Source organism: Acidobacteriota bacterium (assembly GCA_018001935.1).
Lineage (GTDB): Bacteria > Acidobacteriota > JAAYUB01 > JAAYUB01 > JAAYUB01 > JAGNHB01.
The window spans coordinates 31,450-48,341 of sequence record JAGNHB010000044.1; the positions used below are offsets into that span (position 1 = coordinate 31,450).

Annotated in this window: 9 protein-coding genes; 3 read left to right on the forward strand and 6 right to left on the reverse strand. The window is 67.9% G+C overall.

The features are described from left to right. The first annotated feature begins 3 nt into the window (after positions 1-3). A complete protein-coding gene (locus tag KA419_15210) occupies positions 4-1,926 on the forward strand; it encodes a DUF3857 domain-containing protein (GenBank protein ID MBP7867285.1) in 1,923 nt (640 codons plus the stop codon). Between the two features lie 134 nt (positions 1,927-2,060). On the opposite strand, the gene recQ is transcribed toward KA419_15210, so the two are convergent. The 3 genes from recQ to add all read right to left on the reverse strand — a co-directional run bounded on the left by recQ (position 2,061) and on the right by add (position 5,934). Continuing rightward, complete coding sequence (gene recQ / locus KA419_15215; protein MBP7867286.1) at positions 2,061-3,905, reverse strand: DNA helicase RecQ; 1,845 nt, start codon at positions 3,903-3,905, stop codon at positions 2,061-2,063. Between the two features lie 241 nt (positions 3,906-4,146). Continuing rightward, complete coding sequence (locus KA419_15220; GenBank protein MBP7867287.1) at positions 4,147-4,878, reverse strand: HAD family hydrolase; 732 nt, start codon at positions 4,876-4,878, stop codon at positions 4,147-4,149. Between the two features lie 3 nt (positions 4,879-4,881). After that, positions 4,882-5,934: an adenosine deaminase gene (gene add, locus KA419_15225; GenBank protein ID MBP7867288.1), complete on the reverse strand. Its 1,053-nt coding sequence runs from the start codon at positions 5,932-5,934 to the stop codon at positions 4,882-4,884. Between the two features lie 366 nt (positions 5,935-6,300). Between add and KA419_15230 the strand changes: the two genes are divergently transcribed. Then, on the forward strand, positions 6,301-7,644 hold the full coding sequence (locus KA419_15230) for an APC family permease (GenBank protein ID MBP7867289.1): 1,344 nt from the start codon (positions 6,301-6,303) through the stop codon (positions 7,642-7,644). Positions 7,645-8,305: 661 nt separating this feature from the next. Here the strand turns inward: KA419_15230 and KA419_15235 are convergent. Beyond that, on the reverse strand, positions 8,306-11,959 hold the full coding sequence (locus tag KA419_15235) for a proprotein convertase P-domain-containing protein (protein ID MBP7867290.1): 3,654 nt from the start codon (positions 11,957-11,959) through the stop codon (positions 8,306-8,308). Positions 11,960-12,189: 230 nt separating this feature from the next. On the opposite strand from KA419_15235, the gene KA419_15240 reads away from it, so the two are divergent. Further along, a complete protein-coding gene (locus tag KA419_15240; GenBank protein ID MBP7867291.1) occupies positions 12,190-15,234 on the forward strand; it encodes a membrane dipeptidase in 3,045 nt (1,014 codons plus the stop codon). A gap of 40 nt (positions 15,235-15,274) precedes the next feature. Here KA419_15240 and KA419_15245 read toward each other — a convergent pair whose 3' ends face one another. Together KA419_15245 and KA419_15250 are read right to left on the reverse strand one after the other, a co-directional pair. Further along, entirely contained in the window at positions 15,275-16,084 is an 810-nt protein-coding gene (locus KA419_15245; GenBank protein MBP7867292.1) for a VOC family protein, read from the reverse strand. A gap of 275 nt (positions 16,085-16,359) precedes the next feature. Beyond that, positions 16,360-16,892 (reverse strand): hypothetical protein (locus KA419_15250; protein ID MBP7867293.1); only part of this gene is annotated, 533 nt, incomplete at its 5' end.

A 16,892-nucleotide genomic window follows, 5' to 3' on the forward strand; every position in this document is an offset into this window, starting at 1 on the left:
GCCATGAAGGCACGCACCCGACACCTCGCCGCCTCGTTGCTCGTCGCCCTGGCGGCCCTGGCCCCCGCCGGGCTGAGGGCCGAGGACAAGCTCCCCGAGTGGGCCGTTCCCCTCGCCGCCGAGAGCGTCTCGGGATACGACCCCGTCAAGCACGACGCCGTCTGCCTGATGGACTATTCCGAAGCCGTGTTCGACGACCAGGGCGTGATGACCCGGACCGTCCGTGAAGCGTTCCGCATCCTGTCGGCAGAGGGGGAGCGGCATGGCGTCCGTGCCCTGTCCGCGGGGCCGAACCTCAAGATCCGGGAATTCCGGGGCTGGGTGCAGGAACCCAACGGCAAGGTGGCCCAGGTCAAGATGAAGGACACCACCGAAACCCAACTCCTGGAGAGCAGCCTGTTCACCGAGTACAAGAAGCGGGTCGCCTCCCTGCCGAACGTGGGGAAAGGCGCGTTCGTCTGCTTCGAGTACGAGACGGAGCAGCGGGACTACCCGCCTTTCCTGCGCTGGTCGTTCCAGGGCGACATCCCCACGCGCCACTCCGAGCTCGTCGTCCGGGTCCCCCCCGGGGCGGAATTGACCTGGAAAGCTTACAACATCAAGGATTTTCAACCCATCTCCGCCGCGGGGACCTGGGTCTTCCGCCGAAAGGACGTCGCGGCCCTCCCCACGGACGAACCCTGCCTCCCGCCCCGGCGGGATGTCGCCGAACAGGTGGCCGTCCGACTCCACCTCCGGCCGGGCTTCGCGGCGAAGACCTGGGCGGAGGCCGCGGACTGGTATCGCGGGCTCACGTCGGCCCGGTGGCCCGTCCCGGCGTCCGTGAACGCCCTGGCGGACGAAATCTGCGAGGGGGCGGCGGACGACCCCGAGAAGGTCCGACGCCTCTGCGCCTGGGTGCAGTCCCAGGTGCGCTACGTTTCCGTCCACATCGGGCTCAGCGGCATGATCCCCACCCCCTCCGAGGAGGTCTGCACGTCGAAGTTCGGGGACTGCAAGGGAAAGTCTTTTCTGCTGATGCACCTGCTCCGGAGCCGGGGCATCCCGGCCTGGCCCGTGCTGTGCAGCTCCCGCGGGGACGGACGGCCGGACCCCGACTTCGCGTCGCTTTCCGATTTCAACCACTGCATCGTCGCCCTCAAACCGGCGGACGGGGCAACCCGCTTCTTCGACCCCACCTGCGAAACGGCGGGATGGCCCGCGTTGCCGCCCGGGATGCGCCAGGCGAAAGGCCTGCTGGTCAGGGAACAGGGCGGGGAACTGGTGACCATCGACGCGCCGGACCTCGAGCTGAGCGCGGAGGTGAAGGTGGACGTCACCCTGGCGGTTTCCGGGTTCATCACCGCCAAGGTGGTGGAGACGTACCGTAACGGGATCATGGGCGGCCTGAGGCAGGACTACCGGGAGATCACCGAGCTGGAACGGCGGAAGAAGTGGCAGGGCTGGCTCTCCCAGCGGATTCCCGACGTCAGGCTCACCGCCCTGGAGTGGAAGAACCTCTTCGACCCCGAAAAGGACCTGGTGATCGCCTACACCGTGGAGTCCAACGGGGTCCTTCGCCCCACGGGGAGCCTGTGGCTGTTCCAGCCCTTCTTCGTCATCGACGTCGGGAAACCGGTCCTGACCAAGCCGGAGCGACAGGTGCCCGTGGACCTCGGGGGGAGTGCCCTGGTCTCCGTCCAGGAGGTCACGATCCGTTACCCCGAGGGCTGGAAGGTGGAGGAAAACCTGGAGGCCCTCCGGAAGGAGACCGATTTCGGGTGTTTCTCCGTGGCCGTGGAGGAGGCGCCCAACCGGCTGGTCGTGCGGAAGAGGTACCAGGTCAAGGGGACGACGCTGCCCGTCGAGCGGTACCCGGACGCCCGGGACTTCTTCAAGGCCGTCCAGCGGGCGGAGCAGCAGGAGATCCTCTTCATGGCGAAGTGACGGCGGCCCCCGCCAGGGGCCAGGGGAAGGAGTGAGCATCCGGCGAGGGGGTGCATGGCCGCTTTGCAGGTCGTCAGACTGGTCCGACAAGTCCGACAAGTCTGACAGGTCCGACAGGTCCGACAGAGTGCTGCTCACCCCCCCGTCTCGCGGAGATAGCCCTGGATCAACTCGACGAAGACCGGGCCGTAGCGGCGCAGCTTGAACGCCCCCACCCCGGGGGTGCGGCCGAAGGCGTCCAGGGTCGCGGGGCGGCGGGCGGCCATCTGCTTGAGGGCGGCGTCGCCGAAGATGATGAACGGGGCGACGTTTTCCTCCTCCGCCAGCTGCCGGCGCAGTTTCCGCAACAATTGAAACAGGACCTCGTCCGGCTCGGCCCCGGCTCCCGCCCAGACCCCCGCCTCGACCGCCGCCTCCGCCCTGCCCCGCTTCTTTGCGGCGCCCGGGGCCGGGGGCTCGAGCACCTCGGCGGGGAGCGTCAGCTCGAGCGCCACCGTTCCCCGCATCACCGGCCGGGCCGCGGGCGTGAGAAGCAGGGCCGAGAAGCGCTCCAGGTCGACCTCGAGGTACCCCAGGTGAACCAGTTGCCGGACCAGGCTCTTCCAGGCCTCGCCGGGTCGGTCCTTCCCGATCCCGTAGGTGGACAGGCGCTGGTGGCCGAAGTCGCGAATTTTTTTCGTGTCGGCGCCGCGGAGGACGTCCACGACGTGGTTGACGCCGAAGCGCTGCCCCGTGCGCCAGACGCACGAGAGGATCTTCTGGGCGTCCACGGTGGCGTCGTAACGCCGCGGTGGGCTGGAGCAGACGTCGCAGTTGCCGCAGTCGGCGTCCCGGGCCTCGCCGAAGTAGGCCAGGAGGGCCCGCCGGCGGCAGGTGGCGGACGACGCCAGGCCCGCCATGGCGTTCAGCTTGTGCAGCTCGATGCGGACGCGCTCCGGGTTCTCCCCCTTCTCGATGAGCCCCTTCACCGCCATCAGGTCGCCCGGCGAGTAGAGCAGCAGCGCCTCGGCGGGGAGGCCGTCCCGCCCCGCGCGCCCCGTTTCCTGGTAATACCCTTCCACGTTCTTCGGCAGGTCGTAGTGGACCACGAAGCGGACGTTGGACTTGTCGATCCCCATGCCGAAGGCGATGGTGGCCGCCACCACCCGCACCCGGTCGCGGGAGAAGTCCTCCTGGACCTGGCGCCGGACCCCGTCGGCCAACCCGGCGTGGTAGGCGGAGGCGCTCACCCCGTGTCCGCGGAGCTTTGCCGCCACCTCCTCCGTGCGCTTGCGGCTGAGGCAGTAGACGATGCCCGCGTCGTACGGGCGAGCGGCCAGGAACTTGACCAACTGCTGGAACGGGGAGTGCTTCGCCTCCACCGCGTAGCGGATGTTGGGCCGGTCGAAGCTGGCGAGGACATTGAGGGCATCCTCCAGGCCGAGCTTGCGGACGATGTCGTCCCGGGTCTGCCGGTCGGCGCTGGCAGTCAGGGCGGCGAGGGGGACGCCGGGGAAAAGATCCCGCAAGCGGGATAGCGCAAGGTATTCCGGGCGGAAGTCATGACCCCACATGGAAATGCAGTGGGCCTCGTCCACGGCGAAGAGCGCGAGGGGCAGGTCCCGCAGGCGCTCCAGGAAGGCGTCGGTCAGCAACCGCTCGGGGGCGATGTAGAGCAGGTCCAGTTCGCCGGCGTGGAGGCGGGCCAGGGTTCGCCGGGCCTCGCGCTCCCCCAGGGCCGAGTTGTAGGCGGCGGCCCGGACGCCGTTGGCTCGCAGGGCGTCCACCTGGTCCTTCATCAGGGAGATCAGGGGGGAGACCACCACGCCCGTCCCCGGCCGGACCAGCGCCGGGACCTGGTAGCACAGGGACTTCCCGCCGCCCGTGGGCATCACCACGAAGGCGTCGCGACCCGCCACCAGCGCGTCCACCACCTCCTCCTGGTGCGGCAGGAACGCGGAAAACCCGAAAACCTCCAGCAACACCTCCCGGGCGGTCATGGAGTTCTTCGAAGCCTGTAGGCTGTGGGCTGTAGGCTGTAGGTCCAGACCAGAACCCAACGGGGGCGAATCGATTTCGGTATCGCAATCGCAGCCTTTTCCGTGGTTGTCAAAGCCGTTCTCCTCGAGATCCTCGTGCTGTGATGACTCCTGCCTTCCTCTGTCGGGCCGCTCCGGACCGTCGGAAACCCCGTGAATTCAGTCTTTCTTCGGCTGTTCGGACCTCGAATATGTCTGATCATTAGTGTGAATTAGTGAGATTAGTGGTTGAACACACTCTCCCGATCGCGGCGACCAGGGCGGGGAGGTCCGCCAGGGAGGCGAGGCGGTGGAAGGGCTTCCCCTCCAGCTCGCTCTCGGTGACCTTCTCGTGCTCCCAGCAGAGGGGGTACTCGACGTGGGCGGCCTGACCGCCGATGGCCAGCACCGGGAGAACGTCGGATTTGAGGGAGTTCCCCACCATAAGGAAGCGGCCGGGGGCGATCCCGTAGCGCTCCAGGACGTCCCGGTAGGCCTCGGGCGTTTTCGCCGTCAGGATCTCGATGCCCCGGAAGAACCGGCTCAGGCCCGACCGGGCGATCTTGGACTCCTGGTCGAAGAGGTCCCCCTTGGTGACGAGGAGAAGGGGGTACGACTCGTGTAGGGTCTCCACCGTCTCCCGGGCGTGTTCCAGGAGTTCCACCGGGGCGCGCATCATGGCCCGCCCGAACTCGAGGACCTCCCGGACCTGGGCTGCCGGGATCCGGCCTTCCGTCAGTTCGATGGCCGTCTCGATCATGGAGAGGGTGAAGCCCTTGATGCCGTAGCCGAAGTCCTTGAGGTTGCGCATCTCGGTGGCGAAGAGCTTGCGCTCGATCTCCGTCGGGGGGTGGTACGCCGACAGGAGCGTGACGTACCGTTCCTGGGTGAGGTGGAAGAGGGTTTCGTTGTGCCAGAGGGTGTCGTCGGCGTCGAAGCCGATCCATTCGATCACGGGTCACCTCGCCGCGGAATCGGGGGCGTAGCCGGCCTCCAGGCGCTCCATGAGCCGGGCGTGGACGGCGTCGTCCAGGAAGGCCGCGTCCAGGGCGTTCCGGTTGCACAGGTAGAACTCGGGCAGGCCCCAGCCGAAGGCGTCCCGGAGCCGCTCGTACTCGCCCGTCAGGGTGACGTCGGTCAGGGTTCGGCTGTCGGTGTTGATTCCCACCGAAACCCCGGCCCGGAAGAGCCGGTCCACCGGGTGGGCGGCGTGGGAGGGGAAGAGTCCGATCTGGACGTTGCAGGACGGACAGACTTCCAGGTGGACGCGGTGCGCGGCCAACTCCCCCACCAGCGCCGGGTCCTCCACGCTCCGGACGCCGTGGCCGAGGCGCATCGGCCGCAGCTGCGTCAGGGTCTCCCGGACGCTCTCGGCTCCGCGGGCCTCCCCGGCGTGGGCGGTCCGGGCAATCCCCCGCTCCCGGGCGAAGGAGAAGGCCGCCACGTGCTCTCGCAGGGGGAAACCGGCCTCGTCGGCGGCCAGGTCCAGGGCCGCCACGGCGGTCCCGCGGAAGCGTTCCGCGAGGCGGGCGGTCTCCAGGCCCTGCGCTTCCGAGTAGTGGCGGAGGGTGCAGAGGATGACCCGCGCCTCCACGCCGGTTTCCAGGGTGCAGCGCTCCACGGCTGCCGCCACCGTGGCGACGACGACGTCCGCCGCCAGGCCCTTTCGGAGGTGAAGCAGGGGGGCGAAGCGGACCTCGGCGTAGAGGACGCGGTCGGCGACAAACTGCCCGAACAGGTCCTCCACGGCGACCCGCAGGCCTTCCTCGGTCTGCAACAGGGCGAGGCTGCGGTCGATGTGCCGGAGGAAGGCCGCCAGGTCGATGCAGCGCGCCGGCCCGACAAAGTCCCGCCGGTAGGCCTCGCGGGTGGTCCCGGGCGCCAGCCGCGCCACGGCGTCGTAGCTCAGGCAGCAGTCCAGGTGGACGTGCAGTTCCACCTTCGGCAGCGCCGCGATCGCCTCGCGGGACAAGGCGGGTGCAGGGTTGTTCACGGAAGTGGAAACAGTCATGGCGCCCCTCCGAGAAGAACGTTGATACCGTGAAAATGCCCCGATGTCAAGGCGGCTCTTTGTGCCCGGCTCCGTGCCCCTGTGAGAGCTTTTCCGGAAATGCTCTCACGGAGGCGCAGAGGCACGACGAAGTTGCCCATTCCTGGGCTCTTTCTTGGCGAGGCTTGGCGTCTCAACGACTTGGCGTGAGACGGGAACCGTCACTCTGTTGTTTTCGCGCAGCCGGATCCGAACCGTCGCCGGGGAAAATCCCGATTGACGGTCTCCCGGTTTCAGGGGAAAATTGTTACGGGATCAGGGGGAATCGGACCGGGGCGGTGGGGATAGGCGGATCAAGGCCGTCTGCCCGCCATCGTGCGAGGGCGCATGGGCGAAAAGCCGAACCAGCCGGGCAATGGTGCTCCTGAAGACAAGCGCTTCCGGAAACTGAAACTGGGCGCCTTCGTCGCCGTCCTTTACGCCTACTGCGCCGCGGGGCCATTCGGCTTCGAGGAGATGGTCTCCACCTCGGGCCCGGGGATGACCCTCCTCTTCCTGATGGTCGTCCCCTGGCTCTTCAGCCTGCCCATGTCCCTGGCCGCCTCGGAACTGGCCACGGCCATGCCGGTGGAGGGCGGTTTCTACCGCTGGACGCGGGCGGCCTTCGGCGATTTCGCCGGCTTCCTCTGCGGGTTCTGGAACTGGTGCGGAACCTTCCTCATGAACGCGGCCTACGCCGTGCTCCTGGCCGACTACACGGCCCAGGTCTACCCCCAGGTGGCCCACGGGTGGGCCCACTGGCTGGCGGCGCTCTTCTTCCTCCTGCTGGTGGCCTGGGTCAACGTGCGCGGCATCGAGGTGGTGGGGCAGTTGTCGGTAATGCTGCTCGTCGTGGTCCTCGTGCCGGTGGCCGTCTTCACCGTCCTGGGGTTCACGCGCACCGCCGTCAATCCCTTCGTGCCGCTCGTCCCGCCGGGGAAGCCCTGGGGCGAGGTCTACGGCGTGGGGCTCGCCCTCGGCCTGTGGCTCTACTCCGGCTACGAACAGCTCTCCACCATCATCGAGGAGGTCGACCGGCCCGAACGCAACTTCCCGCGGGGCCTGGCCATCATGGTGCCGCTGGCCATGGTCACCTTCCTGCTGCCCACCATGGCCGCCATCGGCGCCGGAGCGGACTGGGCGCAGTGGCGGACCGGCCACATGGTCACGGCGGCCCGCACCGTGGGGGGCGAAACCCTGGCGCTGCTGATGTTCGGGGCCGCCATGCTCTCCGTCCTCCTGGGCCTGCAGAGCACCCTGCTCTCCTCGACCCGCCTCCCCTTCACCCTGGCGGAGGACGGCTACTTTCACCCCTCCTTCGCCCGCCTGGACGAGCGCTACCGGACCCCGGTGCAGGCCATCGTCCTGACCACCCTCTTCTGCGCGGCCCTCGCCGCCTTCCGGGTCGAAGAACTCGTGGCGACGTACATGTGGCTGCGGGTCTCCACCTCCACCCTGACGCTGCTCTCCCTGTGGCGGCTCCGGTTGACCCGGCCGGACCTTCACCGCGGGTTCACCGTCCCCGGCGGGCGCCCCGGGCTCGCGGCGGTGGTGGGCGTGCCCCTCCTGCTCTTCCTGTGGATGCTCATCCACTGCGGGCCGGACGCCCGTCTGTGGGGCCCGGCCTGCCTCAGCCTCGGCGTCGCCGCCTACCCCCTCTTCGGCCGCCGCCGCGGGAGCGCGTCCGCGTGAAGGCCCCCTCCCGCGAAAGGCAGGCAACCTCGTCGGGACGGAACACGACCCACGCTCTCTCGTCCCGCATCCGGCCACGGACTCGAGCGGTCGCCTCCCGATTGCTTGCTCATTTTGCCCAGGATCTCACAAAGAGGACCGGCGGTCTCAACCTCACGCAATGACGCCAGGACGCCAAGCCCCGCAAAGGGTCACGACAGAGATTTTAGCCGGCGGGTGTTCCCCCGGAGGTGCTCCTCCTGGTTACAGACCGCTCCGTGACCCGTGCGCCCCGGATGCGGCGCCGGAAAACCGCGGGCCGCCGGGTCACGGTCGTCCCGTTCACCGGGGCTTCGCCCTGCAACAGCGGCCTCGGCAGGCAACCAAAATCGACAACCGGTGGGTCAGAACGCAGGCGCTGGGCAACGGCCCGATACCGGTTGCAATTGCGAAAGCGACTGCGATTGCGATTGCGACTGCGATTGCGAAAGCGACTGCGATTGCGACTGCGATTGCGATTGCGATTGCGATTGCGATACCGATACCGATACCGATACCAACCCCGATGGGAACCCCCTCCGGACCTACAGCCTACAGCCTACAGCCTAAACCCCTTCCCCCAAAAAAGCCCGGCTCCCCGCGGGGGGAGCCGGGCTTCGCACTGAGCGTCGAGGCGCCGCGCTTACGGCAGCTCGGTGTGGCCGGGGAAGTTCCCCTGGTTGAGGGTCACCCACACCGGGTCCACCGTGCCGAGGAAGAGTTCCCCGATCTTGCCGGTCCCGGAGAGGTACCAGACCACCGTGTCGCCCGACGTGGCGTGGCGCCACAGGATGTCCGCGTAGGCGTCGTTGTTGAAGAAGCCCACGCCCTTCACCTTCCAGTTCAGGTCGGCGATCCCGCCCAGGAACGTCGTCCCGGACACCGTCCCGCCGTTGTTCAGGAACCACACCGACAGGTCGCCCGACGTGGCGTTGCGCCACAGGAGGTCGTCGATCCCGTTGCCGTCCACGTCGCCGATCCCCGTGATCTTCCACGTCGTGTCCACGGTTCCCGGCGACATGTCGCCCTGCCAGCCGTTCTCGTCCTCGAACCAGATGGACAGCACGCCCGTGGTGGCGTTCCACCACAGCACGTCGGCTCGCCCGTCGTTGTCGAAGTGGCCGGAACCGACCGCCTTCCACTCCATGGAGCTGATCCCGCCCGCGAAGGTGGAGCCCAGCACGCCCACCGTGTTGGACATCAGCCAGACGGAGAGGTACCCGTCGTTGAAGTTGCGCCACAGGATGTCGGCGTTGCCGTTGGCGTTGAGGTCGGCCGCTCCCAGGACCTTCCAGCCCGGGTCCACGTAACCGAGGGACACGGTGCTGTCGTAGCCGCCGGCGCCCATCAGCCAGATGGCCAGGTCGCCGGTGGAGACGTTGCGCCAGATGAGGTCGGCGATGCCGCTGCTGTTGAAGTCGCCGGAGCCGAAGACCTGCCAGTTGCCGTCGCTCACGGTGCCCGTGAGGGCCCCCGCCGCGGCGCCGGCCGGGGTGACGTACCAGTCGCCCAGGGCGCCCGTGGTGCCGTTGCGCCACAGGATGTCCGTGTAGCCGTCGCCGTTGAAGTCGTAGGGGTCCGCCGCCGGGGGCGGGGCGCCGGTGCAGCACACCGGGTCCGCGGAGGTGATGTTGAGGGACCAGCCGGTCAGGGAACCGCTGTCGGGGGTGGCGTCGTCCTGGACGAAGAGCTTCCAGTCGCCGTTGGCGCCAACGCCGTTGAAGACCGACAGGGTGGTCCCGTAGGGCTCGGCCGGGGCCGGGGAGGGCATGGCGTCGGCGGTGCCGCTGTTGGTGGGCTTGAAGGTGCCGGAGACGATGGTGGAGCCCACGGAGGAGGCGGCCGCGTCGTCGAAGGTGAGGTTGACGCCGGTGACGTCGGTACCGCTGCCGGTGTCGGACAGCAGCATGACGGTCTGCCCGTTGGGGCCAACCAGGAGGATGTCGATGTCACCGGGGAAAGTGTGGGTCAGGCCGCTCAGGGTGACGGTGACCTTGCTCACCGTCCCCGTCACGCCGGCCACGGTGACCGTGGACGGGTAGGGCGTGCCGGCGCCCGAGGCGGGGATCGTCACGGCGCCGCCGTTGAACGGGCCGAAGGATACGGCCTGCGTCGCGCCCACCTTGAAGGCGAAATCGGCGGTGCCCAGGTCGAGGGCGCCGTCCTGGAGCTGCAGGGTGGCGGTGAAGGTCCCGCCGCAGGTCAGGGAGGAATCGGCGGTGAAGGAGAAGGAGCGCTTCACTTCCGCGCCGCCGGCGGCCATGGCCCCGTAGGTCTGCGCGGGCCCGGGGTTGGTGACCCCGCCGCCGGGCTGGAGCGTCGCCACGAGGTTGGTGGTGGCGCCGTCGCCGACGTTGAGGAGGCCGAGTTCCACGGTGACGGTCTCGCCGGGGTCGATGCCCTGGTTGGCGGGGGAGCAGTTCTCGGCGGTGAGGGCCTTGCTGCCGGCGATCATGTCGGGTGTCCCCACCTGGCCGCAGCACACGGAGCGGCTGAACTCCAGTTCCACACAGTAGACGGTCCCCGAGTCGGAACTGGCCGAGTCGACGGCCTTGAGGTACCAGGTGCCGTTCATGGCCTCGCCCTTGAAGGTGGACAGGGTGCCGTCGGGCTTGTAGCTGCCCGCGAAGGGGGCGGTGCCGGAGCCGATGGCGGTGGCGGCCGCGTCGTCGAAGACGCAGTAGGTGCCGGTGCAGTCCTGGGCGCCGCTGCCGAAGTTGTCGCCGGAGCTGCCGCGCTTGTTGGAGAGGGCGACGGTGGTCCCCAGGGGGGAGATCAGCGACAGGGTGACGTCGCCGTCGTAGGTGTGGTCGATGCGGACCTTGGCCTTGACGCCGCCGACGAGCCCGGAGGCGCTGACGGCCACCGGCACGCTGACACCCGTGGTGTTGTTGTCGGGGATGGGGGCGGAGACGGCGCCGGAGCTGAAGGTGAGCCCGCCGCCGGTGACCGTCCCGAGCGTCTTGGCGATGGTCAGGGTGCCGAGGTCGGTGCCGTTGTCGTTGAGCTGAAGCGTCAGGGTGACCGGCGCCCCGCAGGCGTACGACGGGTCCACGGTGAAGCTGAAGTTCCGGGTCACCCCGGCCCCGCCGGCGGTCAGGGCGCCGTAGTTCTGTGCCGGGCCCGGGCTGGTGACGCCGTCGCCCGCCAGCAGGGTGGCGGTGAGGTTGGTGGTGTCGAGGGAGCCGGTGTTCTTCAGGGTGATGTCCATGGCCACCGTCTCACCGGGGTCCAGGGCCTGGTTGGCCGGGGAGCAGCTCTCCGCTGTCAGGCCGTCGCTGTCGCGGACCACGTTGGGCGCCGGGGTGTAGGTCATGTAGCACACCGAGCAGGCCACGCGGGCCGAGGTGTACTTGATGCGCATGTAGCCGCCCTCGCCCCAGGAGGTGCTTCCCCAGCTGTTGCGAAGGATCCAGACGCCCTCGGCGTCGTCCCAGCCCACCAGCGAAATGGCGTGGTTGGTGGTGACGTAGGCGCAGGTAGGGGAGCCGGTGCACTCGGTGGAGGTGTTCTCGTAGATCCCGCCGCTGTAGGCCGAGAAGGCGCTGTCGACGTAGACGGCGGCGTCCACCACGCCGTAGGTGTAGATGGCGGTCTTGATGGCGGTGATGTCGTTGCAGGGGACCCGGTACCAGCCGTTGAACTTGTACATGGGGTCGCCCCAGTGGGTGCAGCCGGGGTTGCTCGTCACGTAGGGAAAGTGGGCCTCGTCGCAGACGCCGATGTCCACCAGGGCCTGAAGTTCCATGTACTCGTAGTCGGCGCCGTTGCAGCCGCTGAAGTGGCTGCTGTAGGGCTCGATGGAGCCCAGGCACCAGATGATGAAGGACTCGGAGAAATCGATGCAGTTGCCGTCGACGAGGCCGTTGGCGTAGTTGTAGGTCCCCTCGGCGCAGGCGTTGGCGCCGAAGGAGTAGCAGGAGCCGCAGCTCCCCTGGTCGCGGACGGGGCCGATGTAGGAGTGGCCGCCCACGTTGCGCCAGTCGAAGGCGGCGGGGAGGGCGACCTTGCCCACGAGGCTCAGCAGCGGCCCGTAGTTGTCCACCGGGCCCACGGGGATGACCGAGGGCCGGCGGGAGAAGAAGGCCTTCTTTTCCGCGGGGCTCATGTCGAAGATCCGGTTGTGGTCCACCGTGAACTTGTACCCGTTGTGTCGGATCTTCTCACGGATGACCTCGAGGGAGTCGTCGTCGCCGAAGGCGAGCTTCTCGCCCTGCTTCTGCGCGACGCCGGGGGCGGTCAGGAGCAAGGCCAGGAGGATGAAAAGGAACCCAGAAAAAGTACGCTTGAAACTCATGCAATCCCTCCGAGTGGAATACCCAGATGAGTGGGGTTAAACGGTGCAGGATAACCGCAAAGAACAATAATGTCCATGCTTTTTTCGGGGAAGCGCCTCTTTTTTCCCGAACCGGGGAGCCGGTGATTCCTCCCAGCCGTTCGGGGGAACGTCCCAGTAGCCGCAGCGGGGTTTTCGGGGGATAAAGGAAGCAGGAGCCGAATCGAAGACAAATCGCACAGGAGGTCAAGATGTCAAGGACAAGGGGAAAGGTCCTTTGCCGCGTGCAGGCCCTTTTGTGGTCTTTCGCGGCCCTGGCGGGCACCGCGGGGGCCGGCATCGCCTGGGACTTCGAGTACGCGCCGGACGACCTGTTCCCGCCCACCCTCGACTGGGCGGGGTCGGAGACCCCGGCCAACCTGCTTGCCCGGGTGGACCCCTGGGGCGGGTGCGTGGAGGGCGGGATCCGCGGTCAGGACATCCTCCTGTCCGACGGCCGCAACCCCGCCCGGCTGGGGGGAAGTTACTGGGAGGGGGTGATCCTGGAAGTGGGGCAGGAGGGCCGGTGTTTTCTCAACACCCGGCAGCGGACCCGCACCCCCTGCTGGGTCGAGTCCCCCGATTTCACCCTCGACTCCGACTACCTGAGACTGCGGGTCGGCGGGGGCGGGGGCCCCGGGACCCGGGTGATCCTGAAAACCCTGAACAACAGGGTCTGGGAGGAGAAGCTCCTCACGTGCGGCCCGGGGACCTGGCACCTGCGCCCCCTCTGGTTCGACGTGCGGGCGCTGAAAGGTCGCAAGGCCCGGTTGCGCATCGTGGACGAGTCCGACCCCTCCTCGATCCGGAGGCGGTTCTGCGATCACCTCGGTGTGATCGACGAGGCCCGGGGTGAAATCGAGGCGGTCCTCGCGGCCCATCCCGACCGCAAGGCGACCGTGTCTTTCCTAGGCAGCCTCCGGAACGCGCTGTTTCTCCGGGACTCCCGGGAGGAACTCCCGGTGGTGACCCCGGGGCGGGGCGGCGAGATCGCCTTCCCGTGGATCACGGTGGATGCCGTTCAGTCCTCCGCTTACGCGCCTTTTGTCCTTTTCGAGAGGAAACCCGCCTGGGGCCTGGCGGACCTTCACACCCACCTCTTCGCCCAGCGGGCCATGGACGGCCGGGTTCTGGACGGGCACTTCCAGGGGGACCCCGAGGACGCACTCCACTGCAACCACAACATCCCCCTCAACATGGAAGGGTTCCACTTCCGGGGCGGCTGGCCGTACTTCGAGGGGTGGCCCTCCCACCTCACCACGAACCACCAACTGGCCTGGGTGGGGTGGCTGCGCCGGGCCTGGAAGGGCGGGCTCCGCCTGGTGGTGGCCGACGCCCTGAACTGCGAGGCCCTGGCTTCCCTCTTCAGCGTGGCGGGGATCGGCATCGGCGGCCACGGGCCCACGGGGATCAGGGACGACGATTCCATCAAGAGCCAGCTGGACCTGGCCCGGTGGTGGCTGCTCGACCAGGCCCCCGACTGGGCGGAGCTGGCCCTGACGCCCGCCGACGCCCGCCGGATCATCGCGGAGGGGAAGCTGGCGGTGGTGCTGGGTATCGAGGTGGACCGACTGGCGCAGAACGTGTACTTCTCCAACCTCTCGAGCCAGCGGGCCGCGGACCTCCAGCGGGTCATGGACTACCTGGAGACCTACCGGAAGCTCGGGGTCCGCCACATCATCCCCGTCCACCTGGCAGACAACCGGGTGGGGGGCACGGCCGTCAACAGCGAGGTGTTCTACATCCTCAACCGTTTCTACAACGGGACCGGGTTGACCCTGAAGGAGGGCTGGGACCGGGGCATCCACCGGAAGCTCGAACCGGGGCTCGTCGACCCCGCGGTCTTCATCTACGGCCTTTTCGGGAACCCGCTCACCAACCCGCTGCTGATCCCGGGGGACCCGTTGAGCCTGCTCATCAGCCTGAGCATGGCGGAACTGGTCAGCGAACTCCTGGAACAGGCGGACCTCCCGAACCTGGACGTCACCCTGACCACCGCCGAGGAAGCCCTGCATTCCCACCGGAACGCCCGGGGGCTCACCCCCTTCGGGAAACTGTTCATCGAAGCCATGATCAAGAAGGGGATGCTGGTGGATCTCGACCACATGTCCGACCAGGCCAAGGCGGACACCATCGCCCTGGCCCGGCAGTTCGACTACCCGGTCATGGCGTCCCACACCGGCCTGAGGGCTCTCAGCGACGACCTGCACCTGCAGCCCGCCGAGAAACAGTCCAACGAGCGGTCCCTCCACCTCGACCAGGTCCAGGCCATCCGGGACCTGGGGGGCGTGGTGGGACTGGGGACGGTCCTGGGGGGCGTGAAGCCCGACATTTACCTCACGGATTACCGCTACGCCCACGTGCCCTACGGGGATGCGGACGACTGGACGACCGTCTCCGGTTCCTACGACCGGAACTGCCTGGGGAGTTCCCTCTCGTTCCTGCAGCAGCTCCGGTCCCTCCTCCCGAAGATGAACGGCCAAGGGGTCTGCCTGGGGACCGACATCAACGGTTTCGACGGCGTGCCCTCCCCCCGGTTCGGGACCGACGCCTGCCATGCCTGCGAGATGGACGCCGCCTTCAACCACCGGATCAAGGACGAGGCGAGGGCCCAGAAGCACGGCGTCCGCTACGACATCGGCCTGGTCTCCCCCTACGCCCGCCGATTCTGGGACTCGGGCGACCACCAGCCCATGGACGGCCTCCAGCGGGAGTTCATGGAGGGGGCCGCCCTGGCCTTCGCCAAGGTGGACAAGGGGACCTTCTACAAGTTCGACATCGGTCCCGAGCCCTGGTGCGTGCCCCGGGACGACATCTCCTGGGGGAAGATCAGCGGCGCCCACTACGGGTGGTACTGGGCCGCCTGCATCGACCGCAACCAGCCCGACAAGACCCTCCCGAACGGCGACTATTCACGGGCCGCCTTCAAGGCCTACCACGGCTACGCCAACCGGACGGCGTGGGAGCAGGCCGCCTACGACGTGTGGGAACAGTGGAGGGAGATGGGGTACCACGACTGGCAAACACCGGCCCGGTACGACGACCCCGTGCTCTCGAAGTGCGTGGAAGGGGTGCGGGACTTCGACCTGAACATCGACGGCATGGCACACTACGGGCTGCTTCCGGATTTCATCCAGGACCTGAAAAACGTGGGGGCCACCCCCGCCGAGCTGTCGATGCTCTTCGGCGGCGCGGAAGCCTTCATCCGGACGTGGGAGCGGGCGGAGAGCCGGGCGGCGGCGATCAACAACCCGTAGATAGGTCCCTCGCCCCGTGGAGGGGCGAGGGACAGTCACTTCAGCTGCAGCACCCGTCGCAGCCGCAGCACTGGGGCGGCTCCATCTTGATCACCGAGAAGACGGCTCCCTGCGGGTCCGCGATCACGGCGAAACGCCCCACGCCCGGGATGTCGGTGGGCCGCATGTGGACCTTCGCTCCCAGCGATTCGGCCTTGGCGACGACGGCATCGCAGTCGGTGACGTTGAAGTAGACCGCCCAGTGCGGCGGAACCTCGCCCCAGGCGGGGTCGAGGGCCATCATCCCGCCGCGCATGGTGTCGTCGCTGACGAAGACGTAGTAGGTGAACCCGCCCATGTCCTGCTTCACCACGTCCCAGCCCGCCACGGCCTTGTAGAAGGCCAGGACCGCCTCGGGGTCCTTGACGATCAGCTCGTTCCAGCAGAAAGCGCCGGGGACGTCGCGGACCTTGGACCCGCCGTGCTTGACCGGCTGCCAGAGGGATAAGACGGCCCCCTGCGGGTCCCGGATGACGGCCATTTTCCCCATGTCCATGACGTCCATGGGCCCGGCCAGGACCTGCCCCCCCGCCTCGCCGGCGCGGGCGGCCGTGCCCGCCACGTCCTCGACGGCCACGTAGCCCATCCAGTGGGGCGGCACCCCCTGGGCGCGATGCGCCTCGCACAGCGTGTAGCAGCCGGCCAGGGAAAGCCCTTCCAGCCGGATGGTGGAGTAGTTGCACTCCCCGCCGGGGCAGTTGTCCTCGAAGGTCCAGCCAAAGAGTTCCCCGTAGAACGTCTCCGCGCCCTTGACGTCCACCGTTCCCAGTTCCACCCAGCAGAAGCTGCCGGGGTCGTGTTTCTCAATCATTCCCATTCGTGTTTCCTCCTTTGAAGTTCGGTTTCGGGGATTCGATGATTATAACCGGAAACGGACTCGGGGAAAACACAGGGGGCGAAAAAAAACGCGGCCCCCCGGACGGGGCCGCAGCGAACGGAAAAGAAAGAGACCGGGCCGTAGAGATTCAGGCTGAAGCTCGGGCACGGGAAGCCGGCATCCCCCTCAGACCCGTCTGGCCGTCGAACGCCTCTAATGAAAGGGAAACGCTCTCCGACCTTCAGCCTGACAACCTTCAGCCTGACAACCTACTTCCAGATCCCCGGGATCAGCAGGTCGAAGGACGGGTCGAGGGTCAGGCTGTCGGTCCCGCCGAGCTTGCCCACGAAGGGGGAGACGTACCCGGAGGAGTCGCCGTAGCGCTCCTTGTACTTCGTGGTGTCCAGGTCCTTGGGCTTGACCATCTGGACCATCAGGAAATCGGGCATCAGGCCCTCCTCGCTGAAGATCAGGTTGAGGCTGGCGTTGTCGTTGAACGGGTTGGGGTTCACCTGGGCGGCGAAGTAGATGTACTTCCCCTTGGCCTTGGAGAGGAAGAGCTTGACGCGGGCCTTGTCGCCCTTGACCTGCTTCTCGACGACCTCCTTGACGATGGCCATGCCGTCCACGAAGCCCTTCGCCTCGGGGATGGCCGCCTCGATGGCCGCCCGGCGCTCCGGGGTGAGCGTCCAGTCCATGTCCTTGGTCTGGGAATAAGCGCTCTTCTTGGGGGCTTCGGGCGTCGCCGAGGACGTCGCGGGCCCCTCGGCGGGGGTCGCGGGGGCGGTGGGGGAAGCGGTGG